Below are 25,712 nucleotides of genomic sequence, written 5' to 3' on the forward strand. Positions count from 1 at the left end.
ATTCAATCTCAGCGTTGCGAAGCTGCGAGCCTGAGGCCGAGTCCGACGAACGCGCTGCCGACCGTGCGGTCGAGCCACTTCTTCACGCCCGGCTTGCCGGAAAAACGGCGCGTCACGCTGCCCGCGACCCACGCGAGCATGCTGTTCCAGATCGTGCTCATCACGACGAACACCGCGCCGAGGGTCAGGAACGCCAGTGCCTTGTGCGCGCTGCCGGCCGACACGAACTGCGGGAAGAACGACACGAAGAACAGCACGACCTTGGGGTTCAGCACGTTCGTCCAGAAGCCCTGCATGAACAGCTGGCGCAACGGCTTGGCGGCCGCGACCGGCGCAGCCCGCGCCGTATCGGCCCCGGCCGCCGGCTTCGCGAGGATCATCCGCACGCCCAGGTAGATCAGGTAGGCCGCGCCCACCAGCTTGATCACCGTGAACGCCGTGGCCGACGCGGCCAGCAGCGCAGTCAGGCCGAACGCGCAGGCGAGCGCGTGCACGCAGCAGCCGGCGGAGATGCCGAGCGCGGACATCAGCCCGGCGCCGCGGCCTTGCGCGACGCTGCGGCCGATGATGTACGCGGTGTCGGGACCGGGCGTGACGTTCAGCAGGAACACCGCCAGGAGAAAGAAGCCGAAATGGGTGATGCCAAGCATGAAAACCTCGGAGCCGGGAAAGCGCAGGGAAATTCTACGCGCGCGCGCCGTGCGTTGCGACTCGGCCGTTCGGCCGATTGCGCGCCGCCGGCGAGCCGTGTCGAATGACGCTCAGGACGCGTCGGGAAGCGTGAACCGCTGGCCCGCGGCCAGCGGCGCGCCGGCCAGGAATTCGCGCGCCGGCAGCCGCTTGCCGCCCGGTTTCTGCAGTTGCGTGACGCGCAATGCGCCGCTGCCGCACGCAACGATCACGCCCTCCGGGCCCGCGTCGACGATCGTCCCCGGCGCCGCGTCGCCGCGCGCGTCCACGGGCGCCGCCGCCCACAGCTTGAGCGCCGCGCCGTCGAGCGTCGCGACGCCGCCCGGGAACGGATCGAACGCGCGCACCCGGCGCGCCAGCACGTCCGCGGGCTCGCGCCAGTCGAGCGCGGCCTCGTGCTTGCCGATCTTCTCCGCGTACGTCACGCCGTCGGCCGGCTGCGGCGTGGCCGGCAGGCTGCCGGTGCGCTCGAGCTGCGCCAGCGCGTCGACGATGAGGCGCGCGCCTTCCGCTGCGAGCCGGTCGTGCAGCGTCGCGGTCGTGTCGTCGGGCGCGATCGCGACGCGCGCGTCGTGCAGCATCGCGCCGGTGTCCAGCCCGGCATCCATCTGCATCAGCGTGACGCCCGTCTGAGCGTCGCCCGCCTCGATCGCGCGATGGATCGGCGCGGCGCCGCGCCAGCGCGGCAGCAGCGACGCATGGATGTTGATGCAGCCGTGGCGCGGGATGTCGAGCACCTCCTGCGGCAGCAGCAGGCCGTATGCGGCAACCACCATCACGTCGTGCGGGGTCGCGCGCAGCAGCTCGATCGCGTCGGCCGCCTCGGCCGGGTACTTGCCCGCGCGGCGCAGCGACGGCGGCTGCGTGACGGGGATGCCGTGCTCGACGGCATAGCGCTTCACGGCGCTCGCCTGCAGCTTCATCCCGCGCCCGGCGGGGCGGTCAGGCTGCGTAAGGACGAGCGGCACCGGAAACCCCGCCTCGTGGATCGCGGCGAGTGCGGCCGCGGCGAATTCCGGCGTGCCGGCAAAAATGACGCGCAACGAATGTGTCATGACAACGGATCGTGGTCAGGCAGGGCGAACACGCGTCACATCGCGCGTTCGAGTTTCTTCATCTTCGACTTGATGCGGCTTTGCTTGAGCGGCGACAGGTATTCGACGAACACGCGGCCCATCAGGTGATCCATCTCGTGCTGGATGCACACGGCCAGCAGGCCCTCGCAGTCGAGCTCGAACGTCTCGCCCTTTTCGTCGAGCGCGCGCACGCGCACGCGATCCGGACGCTCGACTTCGTCGTAGACGCCCGGCACCGACAGGCAGCCTTCCTCGTAGACCTGCTTCGCGTCGCTCGACCACACGAGCTCCGGATTGATGAAGGCGCGCAGCTCGCTCTTGTCTTCCGAGACGTCGATCACGATCACGCGCTCGTGCACGTCGACCTGCGTCGCGGCAAGGCCGATGCCCGGCGCGGCATACATGGTTTCGGCCATGTCGGCGACGAGCTTGCGGATCCGGTCGTCGACCTTGTCGACGGGCTTGGCGACCTTGTGCAGCCGCTTGTCGGGGTAATGAATGATGTTCAGCAAAGCCATGGCGTTCGGTAATCGGTAAATCGGCGGTTCGCGTCGGCCATCCGGCCGACTGGCCCAGCCGCGGGGATGCGACGAAGATGAGGCGGATGCGCGGCGAATCAACGCCCGCGTATCACGCGACCTGCAACCGGCCGCGCGCCTGCGCGCAGCCCCATCGGATTATTTCGGATGATGAAAATTTTAACATGGCGACACGCGTCTCGCTGGCCGTCGCATTCGACGGTTTCCTCATGTCGCCGCACCCGCTGAGCGCCGCCGCGCTGCGCGCCTGGCTGCAGCTCGCCGAAGCGCCCGGACTGACGCCCGCGGTGCTGCGCGTGCTGCTCGACGCGTTCGGCTCGCCGCGCGCGCTCATCGACGCGCCGGACGACGCGATCGCCGCCGCGAGCAGCCCGGCGGCGGCGCAGGCCGTGCGCGCGAGCGAGCGCGCCGACCTGGACGCACGGGCCGCCGCGGCGCTCGCGTGGCGCGACGCGCCCGGCAACTGCATCGTCCCGCTCGGCGATCCCGCGTATCCGCCGCGGCTGCTCGACCTGCACGACCCGCCGCCGCTGCTATATGTAAAGGGGCGCGTCGCGCTGCTGCACGCGCGCGGGATCGCGATCATCGGCAGCCGGCACGCGACGCCTCAGGGCCTCGCGGATGCGACGCGCTTCGCGCGCATCCTGTCGGACGCCGGGCTCGCGATCGTCTCCGGGCTGGCGCTCGGCATCGACGGCGCCGCGCACCGGGGCGGGCTGGACGGCCGCTCGAGCACGATCGCGGTGATCGGCACCGGCGCCGATCTCGTCTATCCGGCGCGGCACCGCGCGCTTGCACACGAGATCGCCGCGCACGGCGCCATCGTCTCCGAGTGGCCGCTCGGCACGCCGGCCCGCGCCGCGCACTTCCCGCAGCGCAACCGGCTGATCGCCGCGCTGGCGAGCGGCGCGCTCGTCGTGGAGGCCGCGCCGCGTTCCGGCTCGCTGATCACCGCGCGGCTCGCGAACGAATTGGGCCGCGACGTGTTCGCGATGCCGGGCTCGATCCACGCGCCGCTTGCGCAAGGCTGCCACGCGCTGATCCGCGACGGCGCGAAGCTCACCGCAACGCCCGAGGACGTCCTCGACGAATATGGGCTGCGCACGGAATCGCCGGGCGACGCGGCGCCGGCCGCCGCGACATCCGGCGACGCGACCGAGCAGGCCGTCCTTGCCGCGCTCGGATATGGCCCCGTGACGTACGAATGGCTGGCCGAGCGCAGCGGCCTGTCCGACGACGCGCTCCACCGGGCGCTCCTCGCGCTCGAACTGGCCGGCCGCGTCGCGAGCGTGGCCGGCGGCCGCTTCGTCCGGCTCGGCGGCCCGGCCGCGCCGCAGCTTGCGTGCGGCGTGCTACATTCCCCCGCATAGGGGCGGCTGCGCCGCCCGCCGACTTCATGCAAGGAAACCCATGCCCGCGCTGAATCTCGACACCGATGCGGATCGGATCGCCGAGCGCCTCCGCCATCCCGGCACGCTGCTCGTCGCCTGCCTGTGCGCCGACTGGTGCGGCACCTGCCGCGACTACCGCGCCGCCTTCGACCAGCTCGCCGACGCGCATCCCGAGGCCTGCTTCGCATGGATCGACATCGAAACGCATGCCGACCGGCTCGACGATCTCGACGTCGAGAATTTCCCGACGATCCTGATCGAGGACGCCAACGCCGCGCGCTTCTTCGGCACGGTGCTCCCGCACGCGGCCATCGTCGAGCGGATGCTGTCCGACCTGACCGCGCTGCCGGGCGTGCCGCATGCACCAAAACTGCGCAACATCCTGAACGTCGAGGCCTGAGCCGCGTGCCGGTGCCGCGGTATTTCGCGCGAAAGCGCGCCCTGCTGCGCCGCACGCTTGCCGCCGTCACGCCCCCCCACTATGATGAGCCGCTTTTTGCACGCCGAGCCGCCGTCATGGCGCCGTGTGCTATAAAGCCGTCGTAAAAGGGACCCACAACCGGCAAACCCGGTCTACCACACACACAGTCATGTCCAAAGCTCTGATCATTGCGGAAAAGCCTTCTGTCGCGAACGACATCGCGCGCGCTTTGGGTGGCTTTACGAAGCATGACGAATACTTCGAGAGCGACGAGTACGTCTTGTCGTCCGCTGTCGGCCACCTGCTCGAAATCGCGGCCCCGGAAGAGTACGAGGTCAAGCGCGGCAAGTGGAGCTTCGCGCACCTGCCCGTCATTCCGCCGCATTTCGACCTGAATCCGATCGCCAAGAGCGAGTCGCGCCTCAAGGTGCTGACCAAGCTGATGAAGCGCAAGGACGTCGACCGCCTGATCAACGCATGCGACGCGGGGCGCGAAGGGGAGCTGATCTTCCGCCTGATCGTGCAGCATGCGAAGGCGAAGCAGCCGGTCCAGCGCCTGTGGCTGCAGTCGATGACCCCGCAGGCGATCCGCGACGGCTTCGCGCACCTGCGCAGCGACTCCGACATGCAGCCGCTCGCCGACGCGGCCCGCTGCCGCTCGGAAGCCGACTGGCTCGTCGGGATCAACGGCACCCGCGCGATGACCGCGTTCAACAGCAAGGGCGGCGGCTTCTTCCTGACCACGGTCGGCCGCGTTCAGACGCCAACCTTGTCGATCGTCGTCGAACGTGAAGAGAAAATCCGCCGTTTCGTCCCGCGCGACTACTGGGAAGTGAAGGCGGCGTTCGCGTGCGCGGGCGGCTTCTATGAAGGCAAGTGGTACGACCCTAAATTCAAGCGCGACGAATTCGATCCGGAAAAGCGCGACTCGCGGCTCTGGAGCCTGCCCGCCGCCGAGACGATCGTCGCGGCCTGCCGCGACCAGATCGGCACCGTCAGCGAGGAATCGAAGCCGTCGACGCAGTTGTCGCCGCTGCTGTTCGACCTGACGAGCCTGCAGCGCGAAGCGAACAGCCGCTTCGGCTTCTCCGCGAAGAACACGCTCGGTCTCGCGCAGGCGCTGTACGAAAAGCACAAGGTGCTGACCTATCCGCGTACCGATGCGCGCGCGCTGCCGGAAGACTACATCGCGACGGTCAAGTCGACGATGGAGATGCTCAAGGAGAGCCACAACTACCTGCCGCATGCGAAGCAGGTGCTCGACAAGGGCTGGGTGAAGCCGAACAAGCGGATCTTCGACAACTCGAAGATCAGCGACCACTTCGCGATCATCCCGACGCTGCAGGCGCCGAAATCGCTGTCAGAGCCGGAACAGAAGCTCTACGACCTCGTCGTGAAGCGCTTCCTCGCCGTGTTCTTCCCCGCCGCGGAATACAGGGTCACGACGCGGATCACCGAGGTGGCCGGCCATCACTTCAAGACCGAAGGCAAGGTGCTCGTCGAGCCGGGCTGGCTGCAGGTGTACGGCCGCGACGCCGAAGGCGCGGACGCGAACCTCGTGCCGGTGCAGAAGGACGAGAAGGTGAAAACGGACGAGATCGCCGCGGTGGCGCTCGTGACGAAACCGCCCGCACGCTACTCGGAAGCGACGCTGCTCTCCGCGATGGAAGGCGCGGGCAAGCTGGTCGAGGACGACGAGCTGCGCGAGGCGATGGCCGCGAAGGGGCTCGGCACGCCGGCCACGCGCGCGGCGATCATCGAAGGGCTGCTCGGCGAGAAATACCTCGTGCGCGAAGGCCGCGAGCTGATCCCGACCGCGAAGGCGTTCCAGCTGATGACCCTGCTGCGCGGGCTCGGCGTGAAGGAACTGACCGCGCCGGAGCTCACCGGCGAATGGGAATACAAGCTGTCGCAGATGGAGCGCGGCAATCTCGGGCGCGACGCGTTCATGCAGGAAATCGCCCGCATGACGCAGCAGATCGTCAAGCGCGCGAAGGAATACGATTCCGACACGATCCCCGGCGATTACGCGACGCTCGAGACGCCGTGCCCGAACTGCGGCGGCCAGGTGAAGGAAAACTACCGGCGCTTCGCGTGCACGAAGTGCGAGTTCTCGATCTCGAAGATCCCGGGCAGCCGGCAGTTCGAGATCGCGGAAGTCGAGGAACTGCTGCAGAAGAAGGAGATCGGCCCGCTGTCCGGTTTCCGCAGCAAGATGGGGCGGCCGTTCTCGGCAATCCTGAAGCTCTCGTTCGACGACGAGACGAAGAACTACAAGCTGGAGTTCGATTTCGGCCAGGACCAGGGCGGCGAGGAAGGCGAGGCGCCGGACTTCTCCGCGCAGGAGCCGGTCGGCGCCTGCCCGAAATGCAAGGGCCGCGTGTTCGAGCACGGGATGAGCTACGTGTGCGAGCACTCGGTCGCCAACCCGAAGACCTGCGACTTCCGCTCGGGCAAGGTGATCCTGCAGCAGGAAATCACCCGCGAGCAGATGGGCAAGCTGCTCGCCGACGGCCGCACCGACCTGCTGCCGAACTTCAAGTCGTCGCGCACCGGCCGCAACTTCAAGGCGTACCTCGTGAAGCAGCCGGACGGCAAGATCGGCTTCGAGTTCGAGAAGAAGGAGCCGAAGGCGGCAGCGGCGAAGAAGACGGCGAAATCGGCGACGAAGGAAGCCGAAACCGTGACGGAAGGCGCCGACGAGAAGCCGACGCCGGCCCGCAAGACCGCTGCGCGGAAGACGACGGCGCGCAAGACCGGCTCGTAAGGGCTTGCCTCCCGGCGCACCCCGCGCCCGGCCGGCCGACGAAAAACGCGGATCGATCGCTCGATCCGCGTTTTTTATTGCGCGGGCGGTCCGATCACCGCCCCGCCCCCCCGCGCTACAGTGGCGACGGCACGGCAACCCGCGACCGTGGCGAACGCGGCAGGCGCGACGAGACCGTCGAATCGACCTGGTCCGGCCGTTCGGGGCGCATCTCGACGCCGATCGGCGCCGGCGCGACGCCCTGCGCCGCCCACTGCTCGCCCATCGTCGCATCGGTCGAATGGCTGAAATGCTCGACGAGGTGGTCGATGAAGGTGCGCACCTTCGCCGGCAGATGGCGGCGGCTCGGGTACGCGATGTTGATCTCGACCTGCGGCAGACGGAAATCCGGCAACAGCCGCACGAGCGCGCCGCGCGCGATGTCGCTGCCGATCAGGTAGCTCGGCAGGATCGCGACGCCCATCCCGAGCAGCGCGAACTGGCGCAGCATCGCGGTGTTGTTCGCGACGACCACGTTGGTCGGCCGCACCCGCACTTCGCCATCCGGCCCCGTAAACACCCGGTCGTCGCCCCAGTATTCGCTCGGCAGGCTCAGGCCCGGATGCTCGGCGAGATGTTCCGGATGCGTCGGCACGCCGTGCTTTTCCAGATAGCTCGGCGTCGCGCAGACGGTCATGCAGCCGGTGGTCAGCCGTCGCGTCACGATGCTCGCGCTGCGCATCTGGCGCGTCACCACGATGCCGACGTCGAAGCCTTCCTCGACCAGGTCGACCTGCCGGTCGACCAGCGTGAGATCCGGCACCACTTTCGGAAATTGCTCGGTATAGGTCTGCAGCACCGGCGCGAGGTTATGCAGGCCGAACACGACCGGCGCAACGATGCGCAGCGTGCCGACCGGCTCGTGGTTACGGGCGACGACCATCTGCTCGACGTCTTCGAGTTCGTCCAGAATCTGGCGCGCGCGCTCCAGATACACCTGGCCGGACTCCGTCAGCGAAAGGCTGCGCGTGGTGCGATTGAGCAGGCGCGTGCCGAGACGGCCTTCCAGATCGGCGACGTGACGGGTCGCGACCGCGTTGGAGATATCCATTGCACTTGCGGCCCGCGCGAAACTCCCGAGATCCGCAACCTTGACGAACACTCGCATCGACTGCAAATGATCCATTAACGACTCCTGCCGCTGTTACCGCTTCAAAAAGATGAAGCAAATGCGTAATTCTCCTACGACAGCGGAATTGATGCAGAGTTGCTCAACAAACCCGCCGTAGCCGATAAAAACAGTCAAACATCCTCGCCACTGCCGGAAAAATGACCCAATTATTCTGATTGGAGCAACAATTGGGTGAACCTCGGCGCCCAAGCGACGGATTCAGGAAGGACGTATTTGATGCGGCACGGCATCGGCGGCCGGCGGGGGGGCGCAAACACGGCGCCGGAGCAGGCCGGCGCCAATTGCGGCAGGGCGTAACAACCTGTTAAAAAGACACCACGAGGCCGCTCGACATTGCATCATGTCGGCCCCGGCCGGGCGGGACGAGGCGCGACCGCGCGCCGCCGCCCCTGCTTTCAACGCGCGATTCCCGCAAACCATGAAAATTGCCATCCTCGACGACTACCAGGACGCCGTCCGCAAGCTGAATTGCTTCCAGATGCTCGCCGACCACGACGTGAAGGTCTTCAACAACACGGTGCGCGGCCTGGGACAACTCGCGAGCCGCCTGGCGGAAGTCGAAGCGCTCGTGCTGATTCGCGAACGCACCCCGATTTCGTCGCAACTGCTCGCCAAGTTGCCGCATCTGCGCATGATCAGCCAGACCGGCCGCATCGGGACCCACATCGATCTCGAGGCCTGCACCGAGCGCGGCATCGCGGTGCTCGAAGGCTCGGGCTCGCCGATCGCGCCCGCCGAGCTGACCTGGGCGCTGATCATGGCCGCCCAGCGCCGGATTCCGCAGTACGTCGCCAACCTGAAGCAGGGCGCGTGGCAGCAGTCCGGCCTGAAGACGTCGGCGTTGCCGCCGAACTTCGGCCTCGGCCAGGTGCTGCGCGGCCAGACGCTCGGGATCTGGGGCTACGGCAAGATCGGCCGGCTCGTCGCCGGATACGGCAAGGCGTTCGGGATGAACGTGCTGGTGTGGGGCCGCGAGCATTCGCTCGAGGCAGCGCGCGCGGACGGCTATGCCGCGGCCGACAGCCGCGAGGCGCTGTTCGAGCAGAGCGACGTGCTGTCGCTGCACCTGCGCCTGCACGACGACACGCGCGGCATCGTCAAGCAGGACGACCTGATGCGGATGAAGCCGACCTCGCTGCTCGTCAACACGAGCCGCGCCGAGCTGCTCGAGGAAAACGCGCTCGTCAACGCGCTGTCGCACAACCGTCCGGGGATGGTCGCGATCGACGTGTTCGAGAGCGAGCCGATCCTGCAGGGCTACAGCCTGCTGCGGATGGAGAACGTGATCTGCACGCCGCACATCGGCTACGTCGAGCGCGAAAGCTACGAGCTGTATTTCAGCGCGGCGTTCAGGAACATCCTCGCGTTCGACCAGGGCGACATGTCGAACGTCGCCAACCCGGAAGCGCTGACGCCGATCCGCAAGCGCTGACCGCCCCCCGGACGCGCCCGCCCCTGAACCGCCAGCCGACCGTCAGGCCGCGGCGCGCCCGCCCGTCATCGCGTCGATGCGCGTGAGGAAGTGCTCGCCGTCGCGCCGGCCGAGATCGTATGCATGCCGCATCTGCGACGGGCTCGTGTAGTCCCAGCTCGAAATCGGCACCTTGCTCGACGGCTGCACGTAAAGGCGCTGCTGTTCGCCGTGCGCGACCGTGAACATCTGCGGCCGCGGGTACAGCCGGGTGACGAGCACCAGCACGCGGCCCGGCGACGCGTCGAGCGCGCCGACCGGCACGTTGTCGACCATCCCGCCGTCGAGCACCGGCCGGCCGTTGCGGCGCAGAACCGGCGTGAACGGCGGCGTGCACGACGACTGCAGGATCAGGTCGGCGAGATCCTCGACGTGCGCGCAGTCCTGCGCGCGCACGAATTCCGGCCGGAAACCGAGTGCGCGGCCGAGCGTCGGGTGCAGCGTCTTGCGCACGTATTTCTCGATGTTGTACGCGACGAGCCCCGCCGCGACCGCGCTGCGCGCGCCGAGCCAGCGCGGCACGTGCGACACGCCGATGCGGATCTCGGGCGCGCCGGCGAGCTTCGCGAACGGCTCGCCGTAGATGTCGAGCAATGCCTGCCGGTAGATCCGATAGTGCGGAAACACCGGCTCGCGGCCGAACAGGTTGCCCCAGTACGCGTTCTTCCGGTTGTGGCGCAGCGCCTCCTCGTAATAGCGCATCACCCATGCCGCGTCGCGCGTATACAGCATGCACGCGGTCGCGGCGCCGGCCGAGATGCCGGCGATCACGCGCGGCCGCAGCGCGAGCGCCGGCTGCGCGACGTCCCAGAAGCCGGCCTGCCACCAGCAGCGATTGCCGCCGCCCGCGAACACGATCTGGTCGAACATCGCGCGCCGCTCAGCTGACGAGCGCGTAGGTCGACGTCGCATGGACGGCCATCTTGCCGTCCTCGTCGAACAACTCGACCTCGCCGAACACCAGGTTGCGGCCCATCCGCAGCACGCGCGCGGTGATGAGCACGTCGCCCTTGCGCACCGGCCGCATGAAGTTCGTGTTGAGCGAGACGGTCGTCATCGGCCGGAACTCGCCGAGCGCGGACGAGATGGCCACCACCATCGCGGTATCGGCGGCGGCCGTGAACACCTGGCCGCAAATCACGCCGCCGGAATGACGGAATTCGCCGGAAAAAGGCAAGCGCAGCGTGATGCTGTCGTCGGCAATCGATACGGGGACCAGACCGAGCGAGCGGACCCACGGGGCCAGCAAGCGGTCCAGCAATTCGCGGACTGCGTTTTCGTCCATCTTCGAATGTCCAGGAAATGTTGCGCGACCGCCGCGCAAAAACAGGTGTGGGCGTCATCATACCGGGAGCGCGCAAACTGCGATCGCTCGTTGCCACCTCAACCGGCCCGCATGTTCGTGACGAAATATTTTCGAGAAATTTGCAGAAAGGGCTTGTCAGGGGTAAAAAACCCGTGCATAATTCCACTTCTGTTGGGGGCGTTAGCTCAGTTGGTAGAGCAGCGGACTCTTAATCCGTAGGTCGAGTGTTCGAGTCACTCACGCCCCACCAAGCATTTTGAAGCCCGGTCAGCGAAAGCTGACCGGGCTTTTTGCTTTTCGGCATGCCAGTGCGACACGGCTTGCCGAACTGAAGTGCTTCGCTCGACCGTTGCCTGAACGACAGCATCGGACAACGGCCGAACCAACCTAGGGGCGATGAAAACGCGCTCTCCCGTCACTCTCCTTCGCCACGCTGCGCGAGCAAGACCGCCCCACAGGTTGTCTTGTGCCCCTCGAGTGCAACCGGCGCCCCCAAATCCACGCTTGACCGGCTCCCCGCGTTTAGTACGGTGACAATGTAGAGTCCGTTCCAGAGCGTAACGGGCTGCCCGATCAGCGATTTCAGCTTGAGGTCGTTGCGCGTCGACAGGACATCGAGCGTGAAATCGAAATGCCGGCCGATCCGGGACCAGCCCAAGCTACGTTGGGGTAACAGCACATTGTCCCCGAGTGGGGTATCGAGTTTCAGCAGCCGATCTTGCTGGAGCAGTGCCCCTTGCATCGCCCTCACGATGTCTTGCACACTCATCACAATCCTTTTTTTACTTTTTCCCTACTTTTCTGTCAGCGCGCTAACAGCACTCTCTTGCGCGATTCTGCAGACAAATGTGCAATGCAGCCTGAAGGCGGGCCATGCGCCGTGTCCATGCCGTCGCTCATGGCGCCAGCCGCAGTTCCACCTGCTCTCGCTGCGTCGGCGACATGTACGTGTATCAGCGTCCATGAAGGGTGCCGGGCGACGCGAGGCTCAATATCAAGGACAAGGATCCGCTTCAACGATGACTGATGGGCTCGCGACGATCGTCAAAGAAAATATCTCGGGGATATGCGACTCGTATGTCCTGCACCTCGCATGCGTTGCCACCGACAACGGCTTCATCGAGATGGCGCGCCAAAAGCCGTCGTGCATTCGGGCGGTTCACAGAGCAAGTGATCTTGTCTGTCCGGCAACCGTCCGGAACGACGCATCCTTCGTGGATTACCTGACCTCCCGAATCAAGCGGTCGGCAACCATGCCGACGCGTCAGTACCTGACGGAAGAACTCCGACGCCTGGAGTCGTGCGTGACCAGAGAACACGTCTTCGCGCTGGCGACGCTGCCCAAGCCGTCCCTCATGCTTCTCATGGGTGCGCCATGGTTATTTTTGGGTTCCGCCCTCGGATTCGACACGCGAAGCCGATATGCCAGGTTCGTGCAAGACAACGTGAACGCCGGAACAATTGACGAACACGTCGTGTACACGGAGATTCTGAAAGGGCTATCGGGAGACGATGTCCCCCTCAACTACCGCAACGGAATCGCGGAAGCCTTGAAGAACGCGGCAACGCGTCAATGATCTGCCCGCGCCGCTCAAACCACCACCGCCGCCTGCGCAAGCGTCGAGACAAACCGCGCGGTGCGCGCATCGCGCGGCCGGCTGAACAAGTCGCGCGACGCCCCGCTTTCCACCACCCGCCCGTCCGCAAGAAACACCGCATCGTGCGCGATCGACGCGGCGAGCCGCAGGTCGTGCGTCGCCATCAGCATCGTCGTGCCTTCGCGCGCGAGCTGCCGCAGCACCTCGACCACTTCGACGGACAGTTCGGGATCGAGCGCCGACGTCGGCTCGTCGCACAGCAGCACCTGCGGCGACGGCGCGAGCGCGCGTGCGATCGCGACGCGCTGCTGCTGGCCGCCCGACAGCGTCGACGGCCATGCGTCGGCCTTGTCCGCGATGCCGACTTTCGCGAGCAACGCGAGCGCCCGCTCGCGCGCGCGATCGCGGCCCCACTTCTGCACCGTGACGAGCCCCTCCATCACGTTCTGCACGACCGTCAGATGCGGAAACAACTGGAAGTTCTGGAACACCATGCCGGTCTGCCGGCGCACCGCGAACACCGCGTCGCGCGACGGCCGGCTGCCAGCCGAGAATTCGACGTGCGCGTCGCCGACCGTCAGCGCGCCGGCTTCCGGCACCTCGAGCAGGTTCACGCAGCGCAACAGCGTGCTCTTGCCGCTGCCGGACGGGCCGATCAGCGCGGTGACGCTGCCGGGCTTCAGCGCGAGATCGACCTGCGCGAGCACCCGCTGCGCGCCGAACGACTTGTCGATGCGTTCGAGCCGGATCATCGCAGCTCCGCGTGGAACCGCGCATGGCGGCCGAAATGCGTTTCGAGGCGCTGCTGCAGCGTCGACAGCACCGAGCTGAACAGCAGATAGATCACCGCTGCCTCGGTATAGAGGATCAGCGGCTCGTAGGTCACGGCCGCGATGCGCTGCGCGGCCTGGAAGATCTCCGGCACGGTCAGCACCGCCGCGAGCGACGTGTCCTTGACGAGCGAGATGAACGAATTGGACAGCGCGGGCAGCGCGACCCGCGCCGCCTGCGGCAGGATCGCGCGGCGCAGCGCCTGCGCGCGCGTCATCGCCATCGAATAGGCGGCTTCCCACTGCCCCTTCGGGATCGATTCGATCACGCCGCGAATCACCTCGGCGTTGTACGCGCCGACGTTCAGCGAGAAGCCGATCACGGCCGCCCTCAGCGGATCGAGCACGATGCCGACGTTCGGCAGCCCGTAGAAGATCACGAACAGCTGCACGAGCAGCGGCGAGCCGCGAAACAGCCAGATGTAGAAGCGCACGGCCGCCTGCGCCCAGCGCGGCCCGAACAGGCGCGCGAGCGCGGCGGCGAACGCGAGCAGCAGGCCGATCGCGAACGACGCGAGCGTCAGCGGCACCGTGAACACGAGCCCCGCGTACAGCAGGGGCCACAGCGATTGCGCCATCAGGTGCAGCCACGCCGGCATGGTTCAGCCCCGCGTCACTGTTGCGACACGTCGTGGCCGAAGTACTTCTGCGAGATCTTCGCGTAAGTGCCGTCCGCCTTGATGTCGGCGAGCGCCTTGTCGATCGCCGCGCGCAGCTCGGGGCTGCCCTTGCGGATCAGCACGCCCGACTGGTCGCCCGCGCCGGACGTGTCCGTCGCCGCGATCTTCAGCTTCGCGTCGGGCTTGTGCTTGCGGAAGTCGAGGTACGACAGCGAATCGTTGACCGTCGCGTCGACGCGCCCCGACGTCAGCAGGTCGATCGACTCGTTGAAGCCCTGCACCGCGACGACGTCCGCGCCGTGCGCGGCGGCGAGCTTGCCGAAGTTGCTCGTCAGCGTGTTCGCCGATTTCCGGCCCTTCAGGTCGTCGAACGACCGGATCGTCGTGTTGTCCGCACGCACGATCAGCACGGCGCGCGAGGTGATGTACGGCGCGGAGAAGTCGTACTTCGCCTTGCGCGCGTCGGTGATCGCCACTTCGTTCACGACCGCGTCGTAACGGTTCACGTCGAGGCCCGCGATCAGCCCGTCCCATTTGCCCTCGACGAACTGCGGCTTCACGCCGAGACGCTGCGCGATCGCGGTCGCGATGTCGACGTCGAAGCCCGTCAGCCGGCCCGTCTCGTCGTGATACGTGAACGGCGCGTACGTGCCTTCGGTGCCGACCCGGAATACGCCGGACGACTTGATGTGCGAGAGGTCGTCTGCGGCGAAGGCGTTCGCAGCCGCCACGATCGGCAGCAACGCGACGAGCAGCATGGAGCGGATGAGTTTCATGGCACGGACCCCGAATGATTGGACAAGGTGATCGATCTCGCCGGCGCGACCTGCCGCGCGAGCGGTCCGCGAATTCTACCGACGGCCCGATGGCCGGCAAAAACGCAAATCGGCTAACGATATGAGCGCGGCGAATAACGCGCGAACCGCGTCGCGACGGCCTCTGAGCCCGAACGTCAGACGAAACCTCGCGCGGCGAGGCGTTACGGGTGGTTACAGAAGCCACAACGCGGTATCACCCGCGCCGTGGGCCATACGTACCATTGAAGCAAGGAGGTTGATCGTTCGCGGGCAGTCAGCCGCGAAGGGAGTGAAGAGAGATGAAGCGAATCCTGTTGTCCGGCGTCATCGGCATTGCGGCGGCCTGCGTGTCGGCAAGCGCGTTCGCGCGTGCCGATATCGGCGTGTACTTCGGCGTGCCGGGCCCGGTGATCGAAACGCCGCCTCCGGTGGTCTACGCGCCGCCGCCCGTCTACTACGAACCTGCGCCGGCCTACTACTACGGCCCGTACTACGGTGAATACCGCTACCGCCGCTGGCACGACAACGGCTGGCATCGCGGCTGGCGCCATCACCATCACGGCGACGACGACGATTGACCGCCGCCTGCGGCCATGACGGCCGCGCACTACCGCGCGGCGGCGACGCGGCATGCGCACGCCGCCGCGCTCACCACGGCAGCGAATACGTCTTCGTGTTCGTGAAGCTCTTCATCGCTTCCTGCACGCCTTCCTTGTAGCCGAGCCCCGAATCCTTCACGCCGCCGAACGGCGTCAGTTCGAGCCGATACCCGGGCACTTCGCGCACGTTCACGCTGCCGACTTCCAGCTCGGTGATGAAGCGCGTGATGGTGTCGAAGCGGTTCGTGCAGATCGACGACGACAGCGCATAGTCGGTGCTGTTCGACATCCGGATCGCGTCGTCGATGTCGCGAAAGCGCATGATCGGCGACACCGGCCCGAAGGTCTCGTGCTTCACGAGCGGCATGTCGGGCGTCACGCGATCGACGACCGTCGGCGCATACAGCGCGCCGTCGCGCACGTTGCCGGCCAACAGACGCGCGCCGCGCGCGAGCGCGTCGTTCACCTGCTGCTCGCAAAACTTCGCGGCCGCCTCGTCGATCACCGTGCCCATGTCGACCGACGGATCGGCCGGATTGCCGTACGACCACGCGCGCGTCTTCTCGACCACCAGCTCGGTGAAGCGGTCGGCAACCGCCTCGTGCACGAGCATCCGCTTGATCGCCGTGCAGCGCTGCCCCGAGTTCCTGTACGAGCCCGACACCGCGAGCGTGCTCGCCTCGTCGAGGTCGGCGTCCTCCATCACGATGATCGGATCGTTGCCGCCGAGCTCGAGCACCGCGCGCCGGTAGCCCATCCGCGCGGCGATCGACTTGCCGATCGACACGCCGCCCGTGAACGTGATCAGGTCGATCGCCGGGTTCGTGATCAGCTCGTCGGCGATCTCCTTCGGGTCGCCGGTGATCACCTGCAGCATCTGCGGCGGCAGGCCCGCTTCGTACAGGATGTCCGCGAACAGGCAGCACGACAGCGGCACCTTCTCCGACGGCTTCACGACGATCCGGTTGTTGGTTGCGACCGCCGGCACGACCTTGTGCGCGACCTGGTTCATCGGGTGGTTGAACGGCGTGATCGCCGAGATCACGCCGAGCAGCGGCTCGCGCTGCGTGTACACGCGGCGCTTCTGGCCGTGCGGCGTCAGGTCGCACGAGAAGATCTGGCCGTCGTCCTTCAGCACCTCGCCCGCGCCGAACGTCAGCACGTCCGCGACACGGCCCGCTTCGTACATCGTGTCCTTGATGCACAGCCCCGATTCGGCGGTGATCAGCGCCGCGATCCCGGCGGTGCGCGAGCGCACGATGTCGGCCGCGCGGCGCAGGATCGCCGCGCGGTCGTGGCGCGTGAGCGTCGGCCGGTACGCGCGCGCGACCGCGAACGCGCGCCGCACGTCGTCGAGCGTCGCTTTCGGCACGGTGCCGACCAGCGCGCCGTCGTACGGATTGCGCACGTCGATCGTCGCGTCGCGACGAATCCGTTCGCCGTCGATCCGCAATGCTTCGTGACGGATCTCGCCGACCTCCGTCGATGCTGCCATGGCGTTCATGAATGAGCTCCCTTCCGGATTCGTGCGCGTCACTGCAGATGATTGAGCACGATGTCGATGACGTCGAAGTTGCGCAGCCGCGCACGGCCCGCCGCGTCGGCGTCGACCGGCCGGCTGAAGACCAGCGGCACGATCTGCTCGGAGAGCCCGCCGTGCGAGCGCAGCGGCACGTCGAGGCCCGACAGGTCGTGCCTGCTGCGGCGCGTGCCGAGCACGACGTCCTGCCGCGACACCACGATCAGGTCGCCCAGCCGGGCCGGCGGCAGCTCGAAGCGCGCGCAGCCTTCGGCGCCCGTCAGCGCGAGCTCGATCCCGTCGACGGCGGCGAGCCGCGCGCGCAGCGCGTCGACGTCGGCCGACGCCGGCACGTAGACGGTCGCGAACGAACCGAGCGCGCCGTGGTGCACGACGTACGGATCGGTGATCGGCAGGATCACGCGCGCGGCGTCCTCGCCGAGCCAGCCGTCGAACAGTTCCTGCAGGTAGATCACGTTCGGCTCGCCGGTGGCGGCGTCGTGCTTCGCGTTCATCCCGTGGTCGGCGGTGAGCGCGACGATCGCGCCGAGTTCGTCGAGCCGCTTCAGGTAGCCGTCCATCATCGCGTAAAACGCGTTCGCGCCGGGCGTGCCGGGCGCGCACTTGTGCTGCACGTAGTCGGTGGTCGACAGGTACATCAGGTCGATCGGGCGCGTCTCGAGCAGCCGCACGCCCGCGGCGAACACGAACTCCGACAGGTCCGCGCTGTACACGTCCGGCACCGGCTTGCCGACCAGTTCGAGCACGTCGTCGATGCCGTTTTCCGCGATGGTCGCGCAGTCGGCCTTCTCGGACGAGAAGCAGATGCCGTTCAGCCCGTTGCCGAGCAGGCGGCGCAGCTTGTCCTTGGCAGTCACCACCGCGACGCGCGCGCCCCGGTCGGCGAACGCCGCGAGCACGGTCGGCGCGACCAGGTACTTCGGATCGTTCATCAGCACTTCGGCGCCGCCGTCGCGATCGTAGAAATAGTTGCCGCTGATCCCGTGCACCGACGGCGGCACGCCCGTCACGATCGACAGGTTGTTCGGGTTCGTGAAGCTCGGCACCACGCACTCGCCCTTCAGCGCCGTCCCCGGCTTCAGCAATGTGCGCAGGAACGGCGCGACGCCGGCCTCGGCCGCCTGCTCCAGATATTCGTACGCGCAGCCGTCCACGCATACCACCACCACCGGCCGGCTCATCCAGTTGTAGCGGCGGCCGTTCACTTCCACGGGAACAGGCGTTTCGGTCATGACAATCCTTTCGATGCGGAGGGAGGGCGGCGCCGGCATCCGTGCCCGGCGGCGCTTCGATGCTTGACATTAAAATCGATGATTTGTAGATTGTCAACAATAGGCAGAGAACAGAATGCAAGATGCCGGTCGGCCATGGCGACGACTTCGGCATGTTTTGTCGGGTGGTCAAAAAGCGCGGCTACCTTCCCTTCTTTCTGTTTCCGGCCGTGCACGACACGGCCGCCTTTCCATCCTTGCGAAACGACTGATCGACTGATGCGTCCCTTCTGGATCGAACAAGCGCTGTTCCACGACGGCGATCTCGCCCCTGCGCTGCAAGGTGCGACGCAGGCCGACGTCTGCATCGTCGGTGGCGGCTTCACCGGGCTGTGGACGGCGATTCAGGCGAAGCAGCACAACCCCGCGCTCGACGTCGTGATCCTCGAAAGCGACCTGTGCGGCGCGGGTGCGAGCGGCCGCAACGGCGGCTGCCTGCTCACATGGTCCGCGAAATTCCTGACGCTGCGGCGCCTGTTCGGCGAAGCCGAGGCGATCCGACTCGTGAAGGCGTCGGAGGCGGCCGTGCAGCTCATCGCCGCGTTCTGCCGCGAACACGGCGTCGACGCGGAACTGCGCTTCGACGGCACGCTGTACACCGCGACGTCGCCCGCGCAGGTCGGCACGCTCGCGCCGGTGCTCGACGCGCTCGCCGCGTGCGGCATCCACAGCTACACGCCGCTGCCGCCGGCGGAAGTCGCGCGCCGCTCGGGCTCGGCGCGCAATCTCGACGGCGTGTACTCGCCGATCGCCGCGACCGTGCATCCGGGCAAGCTCGTGCGCGGGCTGCGCCGCGTCGCGCTCGCGATGGGCATCCGCATCCACGAGCGCACGCCGATGCTCGATTTCACGCCGGGGCCGCCGGCCGTCGTGCGCACGCCGGCCGGCAGCGTCACCGCAGGCAAGCTCGTACTCGCGATCAATGCGTGGATGGCGAGCCGCTTCCCGCAGTTCGCGCGCACGATCGCGGTCGTGTCGAGCGATATGGTCATCACCGAGAAGTGTCCGGAGCTGCTCGCGAGGACGGGGCTCGCCGACGGCGTGTCGGTGCTGGATTCGCGGATCTTCGTGTACTACTACCGCAGCACGCCGGACGGGCGGCTGATGCTCGGCAAGGGCGGCAACACGTTCGCGTGGCGCGGGCGCATCGCGCCGGTGTTCGACCAGCGCTCGCCGTACGAGGCGCAGCTCACGCAGAGCCTGCGCGAATTCTTCCCGTCGCTTGCCGGCGTGCCGATCACCGCGAGCTGGAACGGCCCGTCGGACCGCTCGGTGACGGGCTTCCCGTTCTTCGGCCGCCTCGACGGCGCGCCGCACGTGTTCTACGGCTTCGGCTATTCGGGCAACGGCGTGGGGCCGACCTACATGGGCGGGCAGATCCTGTCGTCGCTGGTGCTCGGCCTCGACAACGCGTGGACGCGCAGCCCGCTCACGCGCGGCCCGCTCGGCCGGTTCCCGCCGGAGCCGTTGCGCTACGTCGGCTCGCATGTCGTGCGCAACGCGATCCGCCGCAAGGAGCGCGCGGAGGATGCGAACAGGCGGCCGTGGCGCATCGACACCTGGTTGAGCCGCCTGGCCGGCGCGGCCGGAAAGGCGGACAAGGCATAGGCGATTGGCGCGCGGGCGGCGCAATCCGCGCGATGCAAAAAGGGCGCTTCGCAGCGCCCTGTTCGCTTTCCCGGCACGGTGACGCTGCCGGAACGGCAGCCGTCACGCGCGGCTCACGCCCGCTCCGCCTTCTCCCTCGCCGCCTTGCCCACCACCGGCAAGCCCTGCCCGTGCATGCGACGCATCCGCGCGAGGCCGTGCGCGAGATGCTCGCGCACGAGCGCGACCGCCTTCTCCTCGTCGCCGTGGCCGAGCGCCTGCACGATCTTCTCGTGCTCGGACGCCGACACCGACAGCGCATCCTCCTCGGCCTCGATCGCCGCCTGCCGCAGCAGCCCGAGCTGCCGCACGAGCCGGCGGTAGGTGTCGGTCAGGTGCGTGTTGCCGACGCCGACGACCATCGCGTCGTGGAACTGCACGTTGAGCTCGGTGTAGCGCGTGACGTCGTGTGCCTTCGCCGCCGCCTTCATCGACTGGATGATGCCCTTCAGCACCTTCAGCGTGTCGGGCGCGATGCGCTTCGCGAGCGCGCGCGCGACCGACTCGTCGAGCATCGCGCGCACTTCGTAGATCTCCTCGGCCTCGCGCAGCGGCACGACGCGCACCGTCACGCCGCGATTCTTCTCGTTGCGCAGCAGGCCCGCCTGCTCGAGCGCGCGGAACGCCTCGCGCACGGGGCCGCGCGACACGTTCAGCTTCGTCGCGATGTCGACTTCGTTGAGCTTCTCGCCGGGCGCGTATTCGCCGGACACGATCGCGCGCTCGAGCATGTCCTGGACGATCATCGCGAGCGACTGGCTCTGCAGGAGTTCGATGGCGTTGAGCGCGTTCGGGGAAGTCATGGTCGGGCAGGCAGCGGGACTGCGGTGAGGAACGGGGGGCCAAGTCGGCGAATGCTCCGTTGTATACCCGCGGCCCCGCACATTGTCAACAGTCTTCAGTCTCCAAACGCCGATCCCGACGGACCGCGATGCCATCCGGCATCGCGGCGCCCACCGTCGCGCGCGTCAGCGCTTCACCGGCCCCGGGTCGCTCTGGCTCGGCCGGCCCGTCTCGACGTGCCCGGCGAAGCGGCGCACGACCTTGTCGCTCGCGCCGCCCGTCGTGGTCGCGACGATGTTCAGGTCGTACCAGCCGTGGCTCGAGCTCAGTTCCCAGTGATCCTCGATGCGCGCGCCCGGCTCCAGCACATAGGTTCGCGCATGCGCATGGCTGTACGCGTTGTCGACGACCACGCGGCACGCCGCGCGGCCGCTGTTGCGCAGCTGCAGGTACACATGGCGGTTGCGCACGTCGTAGCCGAGCTTCGCTTCCGGGTTCGCGTGATGGCCGTCCATCGCGAGCTTGGTGTTGCCCTGGAACTCGCACAGATAGCCGTTCGGGCCGTACACCGCGAGGTGATAGTCGCCCTGCGCGACCGACGTGCTCCAGCTGTCGGCGATCCTGTCGCCCGCGGACACCGCATAGCGGCGCGGCTGGCTCGACGGATTGCGGCGGTCATACACGTAGAACGCCGCGCCCGCGTCGCCGGTGTTCGTGAAATCGAGCCATACGTTGCCGTCGTGGCCGTTCACGCGGCTGTGCACGAACACCTCGTAAGGCAACGCGCGCGCCGGCCGCGTGCCGGGCTCCTGCGCCGGCATCGTCTGCTGCGCGGGCACCTGGTACGCCTGGCCCGCCGTCGTGAGGTGCCGCGGCACCGTGAAGCTCACCGTCGACGCATCCGGCTTGCCGGAGAAGTCGAACGCCGACGTCAGGTCGCCGCAGACCGAGCGGCGCCACGCGCTGATGTTCGGCTCCTTCACGCCGAAGCGCGCCTCGAGGAAGCGCAGCACGGACGTGTGATCGAAGGTCTCCGAGCACACCCAGCCGCCCTTCGTCCACGGCGAGATGATGATCAGCGGCACGCGCGGCCCGAGGCCGATCGGCTGGATGCCGCCCGGGTCCGCGCCCGGCACGAGCGGGCTCATCTCGCCCGGGTACTTGTTCAGGTCGAGCAGCTCGTCGCCGAGATTGCCCAGCAGGTTCGCCGACACGACGCCCTGCCCGTTCACGCCGCTCGTGACGGGCGGCACCGGCGGCACGACGTGATCGAACAGCCCGTCGTTCTCGTCGTAGTTGAGGATGAACACAGTCTTCGCCCACACGTCCGGGTTCGACGTCAGCGCCTCGAGCACCATGTTGATGTAGAACGCGCCGTCGGTCGGCGACGCCTGCGGATGCTCGCTGTACTTGTACGGCGCGACGATCCACGACACCTGCGGCAGGCGGTTCGCCTGCACGTCGGCCTTCAGCTCCGCGAGCGTGTGGTTCGACGCGCCCTTGTCGACGAGCGGGCCGCTCGCGCCTTCCTTCACCTGGAAGCGCTTGAAGAACATCAGCGAGTTGTCGGTGTAGTTGTCGGTCGGGTCGCCCGGGATGCCGGTGCCGCCCTGGTACACCTTCCAGCTGACGTTCGCGTTCTCGAGCCGCTCCGCATAGGTCGTCCACGTATAGCCGTTGACGTCGTTGCGCTCGCCGATGCCGGGGCCGTTCGGCTGAGTGCCGTACACGTTGCGCGAATCGATCGTGCCGGTCCACAGGTAGATGCGGTTCGGCGCGGTGTCGGCGTGCGCCGAGCAGAAGTACGCGTCGCAGATCGTGAACGCGTCGGCCAGCGCGTAGTGATAGGTCAGGTCCTGGCGCTTCAGGTAGCCCATCGTCAGCACGTCCTGCTTCTGGTTCACCCACTGGTCCCACTGGCCGTTGTTCCATGCAAGGTGGCCGCTGCTCCAGCCGTGGTTGGTGCCCGGCTGGAATTCGGTCGTCTGCTTCGGATCGAGGTAGAACGGCAGCACGTACGGCGCGGCCGGATCGAGCCCGCGCGCATGGTAGTTCTTCGTGTGCACGGCGGCCGGCGGCTGCCGCCAGACCGGCGCGCCGTTCGGCAGCAGGTGCGGGCGCGGGTCGTTGAAGCCGCGCACGCCGCGCAGCCCGCCGAAGTAGTGGTCGAACGAGCGGTTTTCCTGCATGAAGATCACGACGTGCTCGACGTCCTGGATCGAGCGGGTGCGCGAGGCGGCAGGCATCGCGAGCGCCTTGCGGATCGCGGGCGGAAAGCCCGCGCAGGCGGCCATCGCGCCGGCTGACTGGGCGGCAAGGCGCAGGAAATCGCGTCGGTTGGTCGAGGACATGAAAAGGATCCTGTGGGTCGGTAGGGATGGAGCCGGCGCGAGCGGGGCCGACGGTTCGGTGCTGTGACGATGCCGTTATTAGTCCGCAGGCGCGTGTCCCGGCCGTGACCGGTTCCCGCAGGTTTCTTTCGGTCATCCCCAGCTTTTTTTCGAAGCGGCGGGCGATGCGGGTTTCATGGGGCCGACACATGCTTGCGTTAGCCTGACGCGCGATGAAAGGGGGAGAGGCCGATCCGTGTTCGATCAGCTGAAGGCATTCCACGCGACCGTCCGGCAGGGCAGCATCACGCGCGCGGCGCGGCATCTCGGCGTCAGCCAGCCGACCATCGCCGCGCAGATCCGGCAGGTCGAGCAGGTGTACGGCGTCGAACTGTTCCACCGCAGCGGCCGACGGCTCGAAGTCACCGAGACCGGCGTCGGGCTGCTGCCGCTGGTCGAGCAGATGATCGCGCTCGAAGCGCAGGCCGACATCATGCTGCGCAACGTAGGCGGCCTGTTCGAAGGCCATCTGCGGATCGGCGCGACGGGGCCGTACTACATCATGGAAGCGGTCGGGCGCTTTTCGAACGCGCATCCGTCGATCGCGCTTACGTGCCGGATCGGCAACTCGGAAGAAATGCTGCAGGCGTTGCACGAGTTCCGCATCGATCTCGCCGTCTCGTCGCAGCGCAACGACGCGGACGGCCTCGAGCGGCAGGTGATCTCCACCGACCCGCTGGTGCTCGTCGTGCATCGCAGCCATCCGCTCGCGCGCTTCGACGCGATCGACGCCGCGCGGCTCGCCGACGTGCGGCTGCTGATCCGCGAACAGGGCTCGGTCACGCGCAGCTGCACCGAGACGATCCTCGCGGCGGCCGGCGTCGCGCCGGCTTCGGTCGCGGAGATCGGCAGCCGCGAAGCGATCCGCGAGGCGATCCTGCACGGCGTGGGCGGCAGCCTGTTTCCGCGCGGCGAGGCCGAACGCCACCCCGACCTGCGGATCGTCGCGCTGCGCGGCGTCGACACGACGATCGACGAATACGTGTACTACCTGAAAGCGCGCCGCCACAGCCCCGCGATCGACGCGTTCCTCGCGTGCATCGTGCCGAAGCGCGGCGAGGCCGTCGCCGAACCGGCCGCGCGCTGAGCGCGGGCGGGCTGCGCACTCACTTCGGCAGCGTCGGGATCATCCACGTCAGCACGTGCTGCTGCAGGAACACGAGCACCCCGAGCAGCAGCGTGAGGATCACGCTGTGCCAGAACGTGCGCGCGAACACGACACCCTCCTGCCCCTTCAGGTCCGTCGTCGACACGCCGGTCGCGATGTTCTGCGGCGAGATCATCTTGCCCATCACGCCGCCCGACGAGTTGGTCGCGGCCATCAGCACCGGATCGAGGCCGAGCTGCCGCGCCGCGACCACCTGCAGGTTGCCGAACAGCGCGTTGCCCGACGTGTCGCTGCCGGACAGGAACACCGCGATCCAGCCGAGCGACGCGGACACGAGCGGGAACAGCGCGCCCGTCGACGCGACGCCGGTGCCGAGCGTGTAGCTGATGCCCGAGTAGTTCAGCAGGTAGCCGAGGCCGACGATCATCATCACGGTGACGATCGCGATGCGGGTCTGCCGCCACGTCTTCGCGACGCAGCCGAGGACATCGCCGGCGCCGGTGCGCGTCCACGCGGCCGTGACGAGCGCCGCGAGCAGGATCGCGGTGCCGGTGCCGAGCGGCTGGAAGTCCCAGACCGCCGCGTACGGCTTCTGGTACAGCGTGACGTACACGGCGTTGTGCAGCCCCGGCCAGTGGACCTTCACGTCGCCGATCGCCGCGATGTTCGCGCGCACCCAGACGATCACGATCACCGACACGACGAGCCACGGCAGCCAGCCGCCGTAGCCGACGCGCCCGCCCGCCCCGCCGTTCGCAGGCGCGCTGCGCGCGATCGCGAATTGCGGATCGGCCAGCGGCTTCCACACTTTCAGGAAGCCGATCGTCACGATCAGCGACGTCAGCGACGACAGCACGTCGGTGAGCTGATAGCCGAGGAAGTTCGACGTGACGAACTGTGCGAGCGCGAAGCTGCCGCCCGACACGAGCAACGCGGGCCACAGCCGCGCGATCGAGCGCACGCCGCCGTACACGCCGACCACGTAGAACGGCAGCAGCAGCGCGACGAACGGCAACTGACGGCCGACCATCGCGCCGAGCGTCGCGGCCGGCAGCGACGTGACCGCGCCGAGCACGGTGATCGGCACGCCGAGCGCGCCGAACGCGACCGGCGCGGTGTTGAACAGCAGCGTGTAGGTGAGCGCCTCGATCGCCGGAAAGCCGAGCGCGATCAGGAGCGCGCTCGTGATCGCGACCGGCGTGCCGAACCCGGAGATCCCTTCGAGCAGGCAGCCGAACGAGAACGCGACGACGAGCAGCACGAGCCGGCGATCGTCGGGCAGGTGGTCGAGCATCCACTGGCGGAACTGGTCGAAGCGGCCCGACTTCACCGCGATGTTGTACAGCAGCAAGGCGTTGAAGACGATCCACATCACGGGAATCAGCGCGAGCGCCATGCCCGCGGCAACCGCGTCGAACGCGAGGCCGACGGGCATGCCCCATGCGCCGATCGCGACCGCGAGGCCGGCGATCAGCCCCGCGAGCGACGCCTGCCACGCGGGGCGGCGCAGCACGCCGAGCGCGATCAGCGCGACCGCGATCGGGATCACCGCGACGAGGAACGACAGCAACAGCGAGTCGCCGACGGGCGTGAGCGGCTGGGCGAAGACGGCGCCGGCGGGTAGGGCGGATGAGGGTGTCATCTTGTCTCCTGTCGGCCTGAGTTAGTGCTTTAGCACTTACTCAGGCCCCATGCTT

Annotated in this window: 22 protein-coding genes, 1 tRNA gene and 1 pseudogene; 9 read left to right on the forward strand and 15 right to left on the reverse strand. The window is 67.7% G+C overall.

Annotation, left to right across the window (positions count from 1 at the left end; translation table 11 throughout):
* Positions 1–8: 8 nt before the first annotated feature.
* From KY49_RS21955 to def, 3 genes are all read right to left on the reverse strand, one after another.
* Positions 9–650 (reverse strand): LysE family translocator, encoded by a 642-nt coding sequence (locus KY49_RS21955; RefSeq protein WP_042586594.1) that lies wholly within the window; start codon positions 648–650, stop codon positions 9–11.
* 111 nt (positions 651–761) lie between these two features.
* On the reverse strand, positions 762–1,745 hold the full coding sequence (gene fmt / locus KY49_RS21960; protein ID WP_042586595.1) for a methionyl-tRNA formyltransferase: 984 nt from the start codon (positions 1,743–1,745) through the stop codon (positions 762–764).
* Between the two features lie 35 nt (positions 1,746–1,780).
* A complete protein-coding gene (gene def, locus KY49_RS21965) occupies positions 1,781–2,284 on the reverse strand; it encodes a peptide deformylase (RefSeq protein WP_042586596.1) in 504 nt (167 codons plus the stop codon).
* A gap of 185 nt (positions 2,285–2,469) precedes the next feature.
* On the opposite strand from def, the gene dprA reads away from it, so the two are divergent.
* The 3 genes from dprA (at position 2,470) to KY49_RS21980 (ending at position 6,884) form a co-directional block, all read left to right on the forward strand.
* Positions 2,470–3,675 (forward strand): DNA-processing protein DprA, encoded by a 1,206-nt coding sequence (gene dprA, locus KY49_RS21970; protein WP_042586597.1) that lies wholly within the window; start codon positions 2,470–2,472, stop codon positions 3,673–3,675.
* A gap of 40 nt (positions 3,676–3,715) precedes the next feature.
* A complete protein-coding gene (locus tag KY49_RS21975) occupies positions 3,716–4,096 on the forward strand; it encodes a thioredoxin family protein (RefSeq protein WP_042586598.1) in 381 nt (126 codons plus the stop codon).
* 190 nt (positions 4,097–4,286) lie between these two features.
* Positions 4,287–6,884: a DNA topoisomerase III gene (locus KY49_RS21980; RefSeq protein WP_042586599.1), complete on the forward strand. Its 2,598-nt coding sequence runs from the start codon at positions 4,287–4,289 to the stop codon at positions 6,882–6,884.
* A 115-nt stretch (positions 6,885–6,999) separates the two neighbouring features.
* On the opposite strand, the gene KY49_RS21985 is transcribed toward KY49_RS21980, so the two are convergent.
* Positions 7,000–8,049 (reverse strand): LysR family transcriptional regulator, encoded by a 1,050-nt coding sequence (locus KY49_RS21985; protein ID WP_010090306.1) that lies wholly within the window; start codon positions 8,047–8,049, stop codon positions 7,000–7,002.
* Positions 8,050–8,473: 424 nt separating this feature from the next.
* Here KY49_RS21985 and KY49_RS21990 point away from each other — a divergent pair, with 424 nt between their 5' ends.
* Positions 8,474–9,487 carry a D-2-hydroxyacid dehydrogenase family protein gene (locus tag KY49_RS21990; RefSeq protein ID WP_042586600.1) on the forward strand — a complete coding sequence of 338 codons (1,014 nt, stop codon included), beginning with the start codon at positions 8,474–8,476 and terminating at the stop codon, positions 9,485–9,487.
* A 42-nt stretch (positions 9,488–9,529) separates the two neighbouring features.
* On the opposite strand, the gene KY49_RS21995 is transcribed toward KY49_RS21990, so the two are convergent.
* Both KY49_RS21995 and KY49_RS22000 read right to left on the reverse strand, forming a co-directional pair.
* Positions 9,530–10,396: a patatin-like phospholipase family protein gene (locus tag KY49_RS21995; protein ID WP_042586601.1), complete on the reverse strand. Its 867-nt coding sequence runs from the start codon at positions 10,394–10,396 to the stop codon at positions 9,530–9,532.
* Positions 10,397–10,406: 10 nt separating this feature from the next.
* Positions 10,407–10,811: a PaaI family thioesterase gene (locus KY49_RS22000; RefSeq protein WP_042586602.1), complete on the reverse strand. Its 405-nt coding sequence runs from the start codon at positions 10,809–10,811 to the stop codon at positions 10,407–10,409.
* Between the two features lie 195 nt (positions 10,812–11,006).
* Between KY49_RS22000 and KY49_RS22005 the strand changes: the two genes are divergently transcribed.
* Positions 11,007–11,082 (forward strand) — tRNA-Lys (locus tag KY49_RS22005).
* A 300-nt stretch (positions 11,083–11,382) separates the two neighbouring features.
* Here KY49_RS22005 and KY49_RS36005 read toward each other — a convergent pair.
* Positions 11,383–11,601 (reverse strand): annotated as a pseudogene (locus tag KY49_RS36005) (hypothetical protein); the annotation flags it as partial.
* 250 nt (positions 11,602–11,851) lie between these two features.
* Between KY49_RS36005 and KY49_RS22015 the strand changes: the two are divergent.
* Positions 11,852–12,409, forward strand: a complete 558-nt coding sequence (locus KY49_RS22015; RefSeq protein WP_042586604.1) for a hypothetical protein — start codon at positions 11,852–11,854, stop codon at positions 12,407–12,409.
* A 14-nt stretch (positions 12,410–12,423) separates the two neighbouring features.
* On the opposite strand, the gene KY49_RS22020 is transcribed toward KY49_RS22015, so the two are convergent.
* The 3 genes from KY49_RS22020 to KY49_RS22030 are packed head-to-tail and all read right to left on the reverse strand — an operon-like array spanning position 12,424 to position 14,656.
* Complete coding sequence (locus KY49_RS22020) at positions 12,424–13,182, reverse strand: amino acid ABC transporter ATP-binding protein (protein WP_042586605.1); 759 nt, start codon at positions 13,180–13,182, stop codon at positions 12,424–12,426.
* Positions 13,179–13,859, reverse strand: coding sequence for an amino acid ABC transporter permease (locus tag KY49_RS22025; RefSeq protein ID WP_042586606.1), 681 nt, complete (start codon positions 13,857–13,859; stop codon positions 13,179–13,181). Before KY49_RS22025 ends, KY49_RS22020 begins: the two co-directional genes overlap by 4 nt.
* 14 nt (positions 13,860–13,873) lie before the next feature.
* Positions 13,874–14,656 (reverse strand): amino acid ABC transporter substrate-binding protein, encoded by a 783-nt coding sequence (locus KY49_RS22030; protein WP_042586607.1) that lies wholly within the window; start codon positions 14,654–14,656, stop codon positions 13,874–13,876.
* A gap of 320 nt (positions 14,657–14,976) precedes the next feature.
* Here KY49_RS22030 and KY49_RS22035 point away from each other — a divergent pair, with 320 nt between their 5' ends.
* Positions 14,977–15,255 (forward strand): hypothetical protein, encoded by a 279-nt coding sequence (locus KY49_RS22035; RefSeq protein WP_042586608.1) that lies wholly within the window; start codon positions 14,977–14,979, stop codon positions 15,253–15,255.
* A gap of 70 nt (positions 15,256–15,325) precedes the next feature.
* Here KY49_RS22035 and phnY read toward each other — a convergent pair whose 3' ends face one another.
* Positions 15,326–16,780, reverse strand: a complete 1,455-nt coding sequence (gene phnY / locus KY49_RS22040; RefSeq protein ID WP_042586908.1) for a phosphonoacetaldehyde dehydrogenase — start codon at positions 16,778–16,780, stop codon at positions 15,326–15,328.
* 29 nt (positions 16,781–16,809) lie between these two features.
* Complete coding sequence (phnA, locus tag KY49_RS22045; RefSeq protein WP_042586609.1) at positions 16,810–18,048, reverse strand: phosphonoacetate hydrolase; 1,239 nt, start codon at positions 18,046–18,048, stop codon at positions 16,810–16,812.
* Between the two features lie 258 nt (positions 18,049–18,306).
* Between phnA and KY49_RS22050 the strand changes: the two genes are divergently transcribed.
* Complete coding sequence (locus KY49_RS22050; RefSeq protein WP_042586610.1) at positions 18,307–19,695, forward strand: FAD-dependent oxidoreductase; 1,389 nt, start codon at positions 18,307–18,309, stop codon at positions 19,693–19,695.
* 113 nt (positions 19,696–19,808) lie between these two features.
* On the opposite strand, the gene KY49_RS22055 is transcribed toward KY49_RS22050, so the two are convergent.
* On the reverse strand, positions 19,809–20,537 hold the full coding sequence (locus tag KY49_RS22055; RefSeq protein WP_042586611.1) for a phosphonate utilization associated transcriptional regulator: 729 nt from the start codon (positions 20,535–20,537) through the stop codon (positions 19,809–19,811).
* A 165-nt stretch (positions 20,538–20,702) separates the two neighbouring features.
* Positions 20,703–22,868, reverse strand: coding sequence for a phosphocholine-specific phospholipase C (locus KY49_RS22060; RefSeq protein ID WP_042586612.1), 2,166 nt, complete (start codon positions 22,866–22,868; stop codon positions 20,703–20,705).
* Between the two features lie 235 nt (positions 22,869–23,103).
* On the opposite strand from KY49_RS22060, the gene KY49_RS22065 reads away from it, so the two are divergent.
* A complete protein-coding gene (locus KY49_RS22065; RefSeq protein WP_042586613.1) occupies positions 23,104–23,994 on the forward strand; it encodes a LysR family transcriptional regulator in 891 nt (296 codons plus the stop codon).
* Between the two features lie 19 nt (positions 23,995–24,013).
* On the opposite strand, the gene KY49_RS22070 is transcribed toward KY49_RS22065, so the two are convergent.
* On the reverse strand, positions 24,014–25,657 hold the full coding sequence (locus tag KY49_RS22070) for an L-lactate permease (RefSeq protein WP_042586614.1): 1,644 nt from the start codon (positions 25,655–25,657) through the stop codon (positions 24,014–24,016).
* Positions 25,658–25,712 lie beyond the last annotated feature (55 nt).

Source organism: Burkholderia sp. MSHR3999, from assembly GCF_000833595.1.
Lineage (GTDB): Bacteria > Pseudomonadota > Gammaproteobacteria > Burkholderiales > Burkholderiaceae > Burkholderia > Burkholderia ubonensis.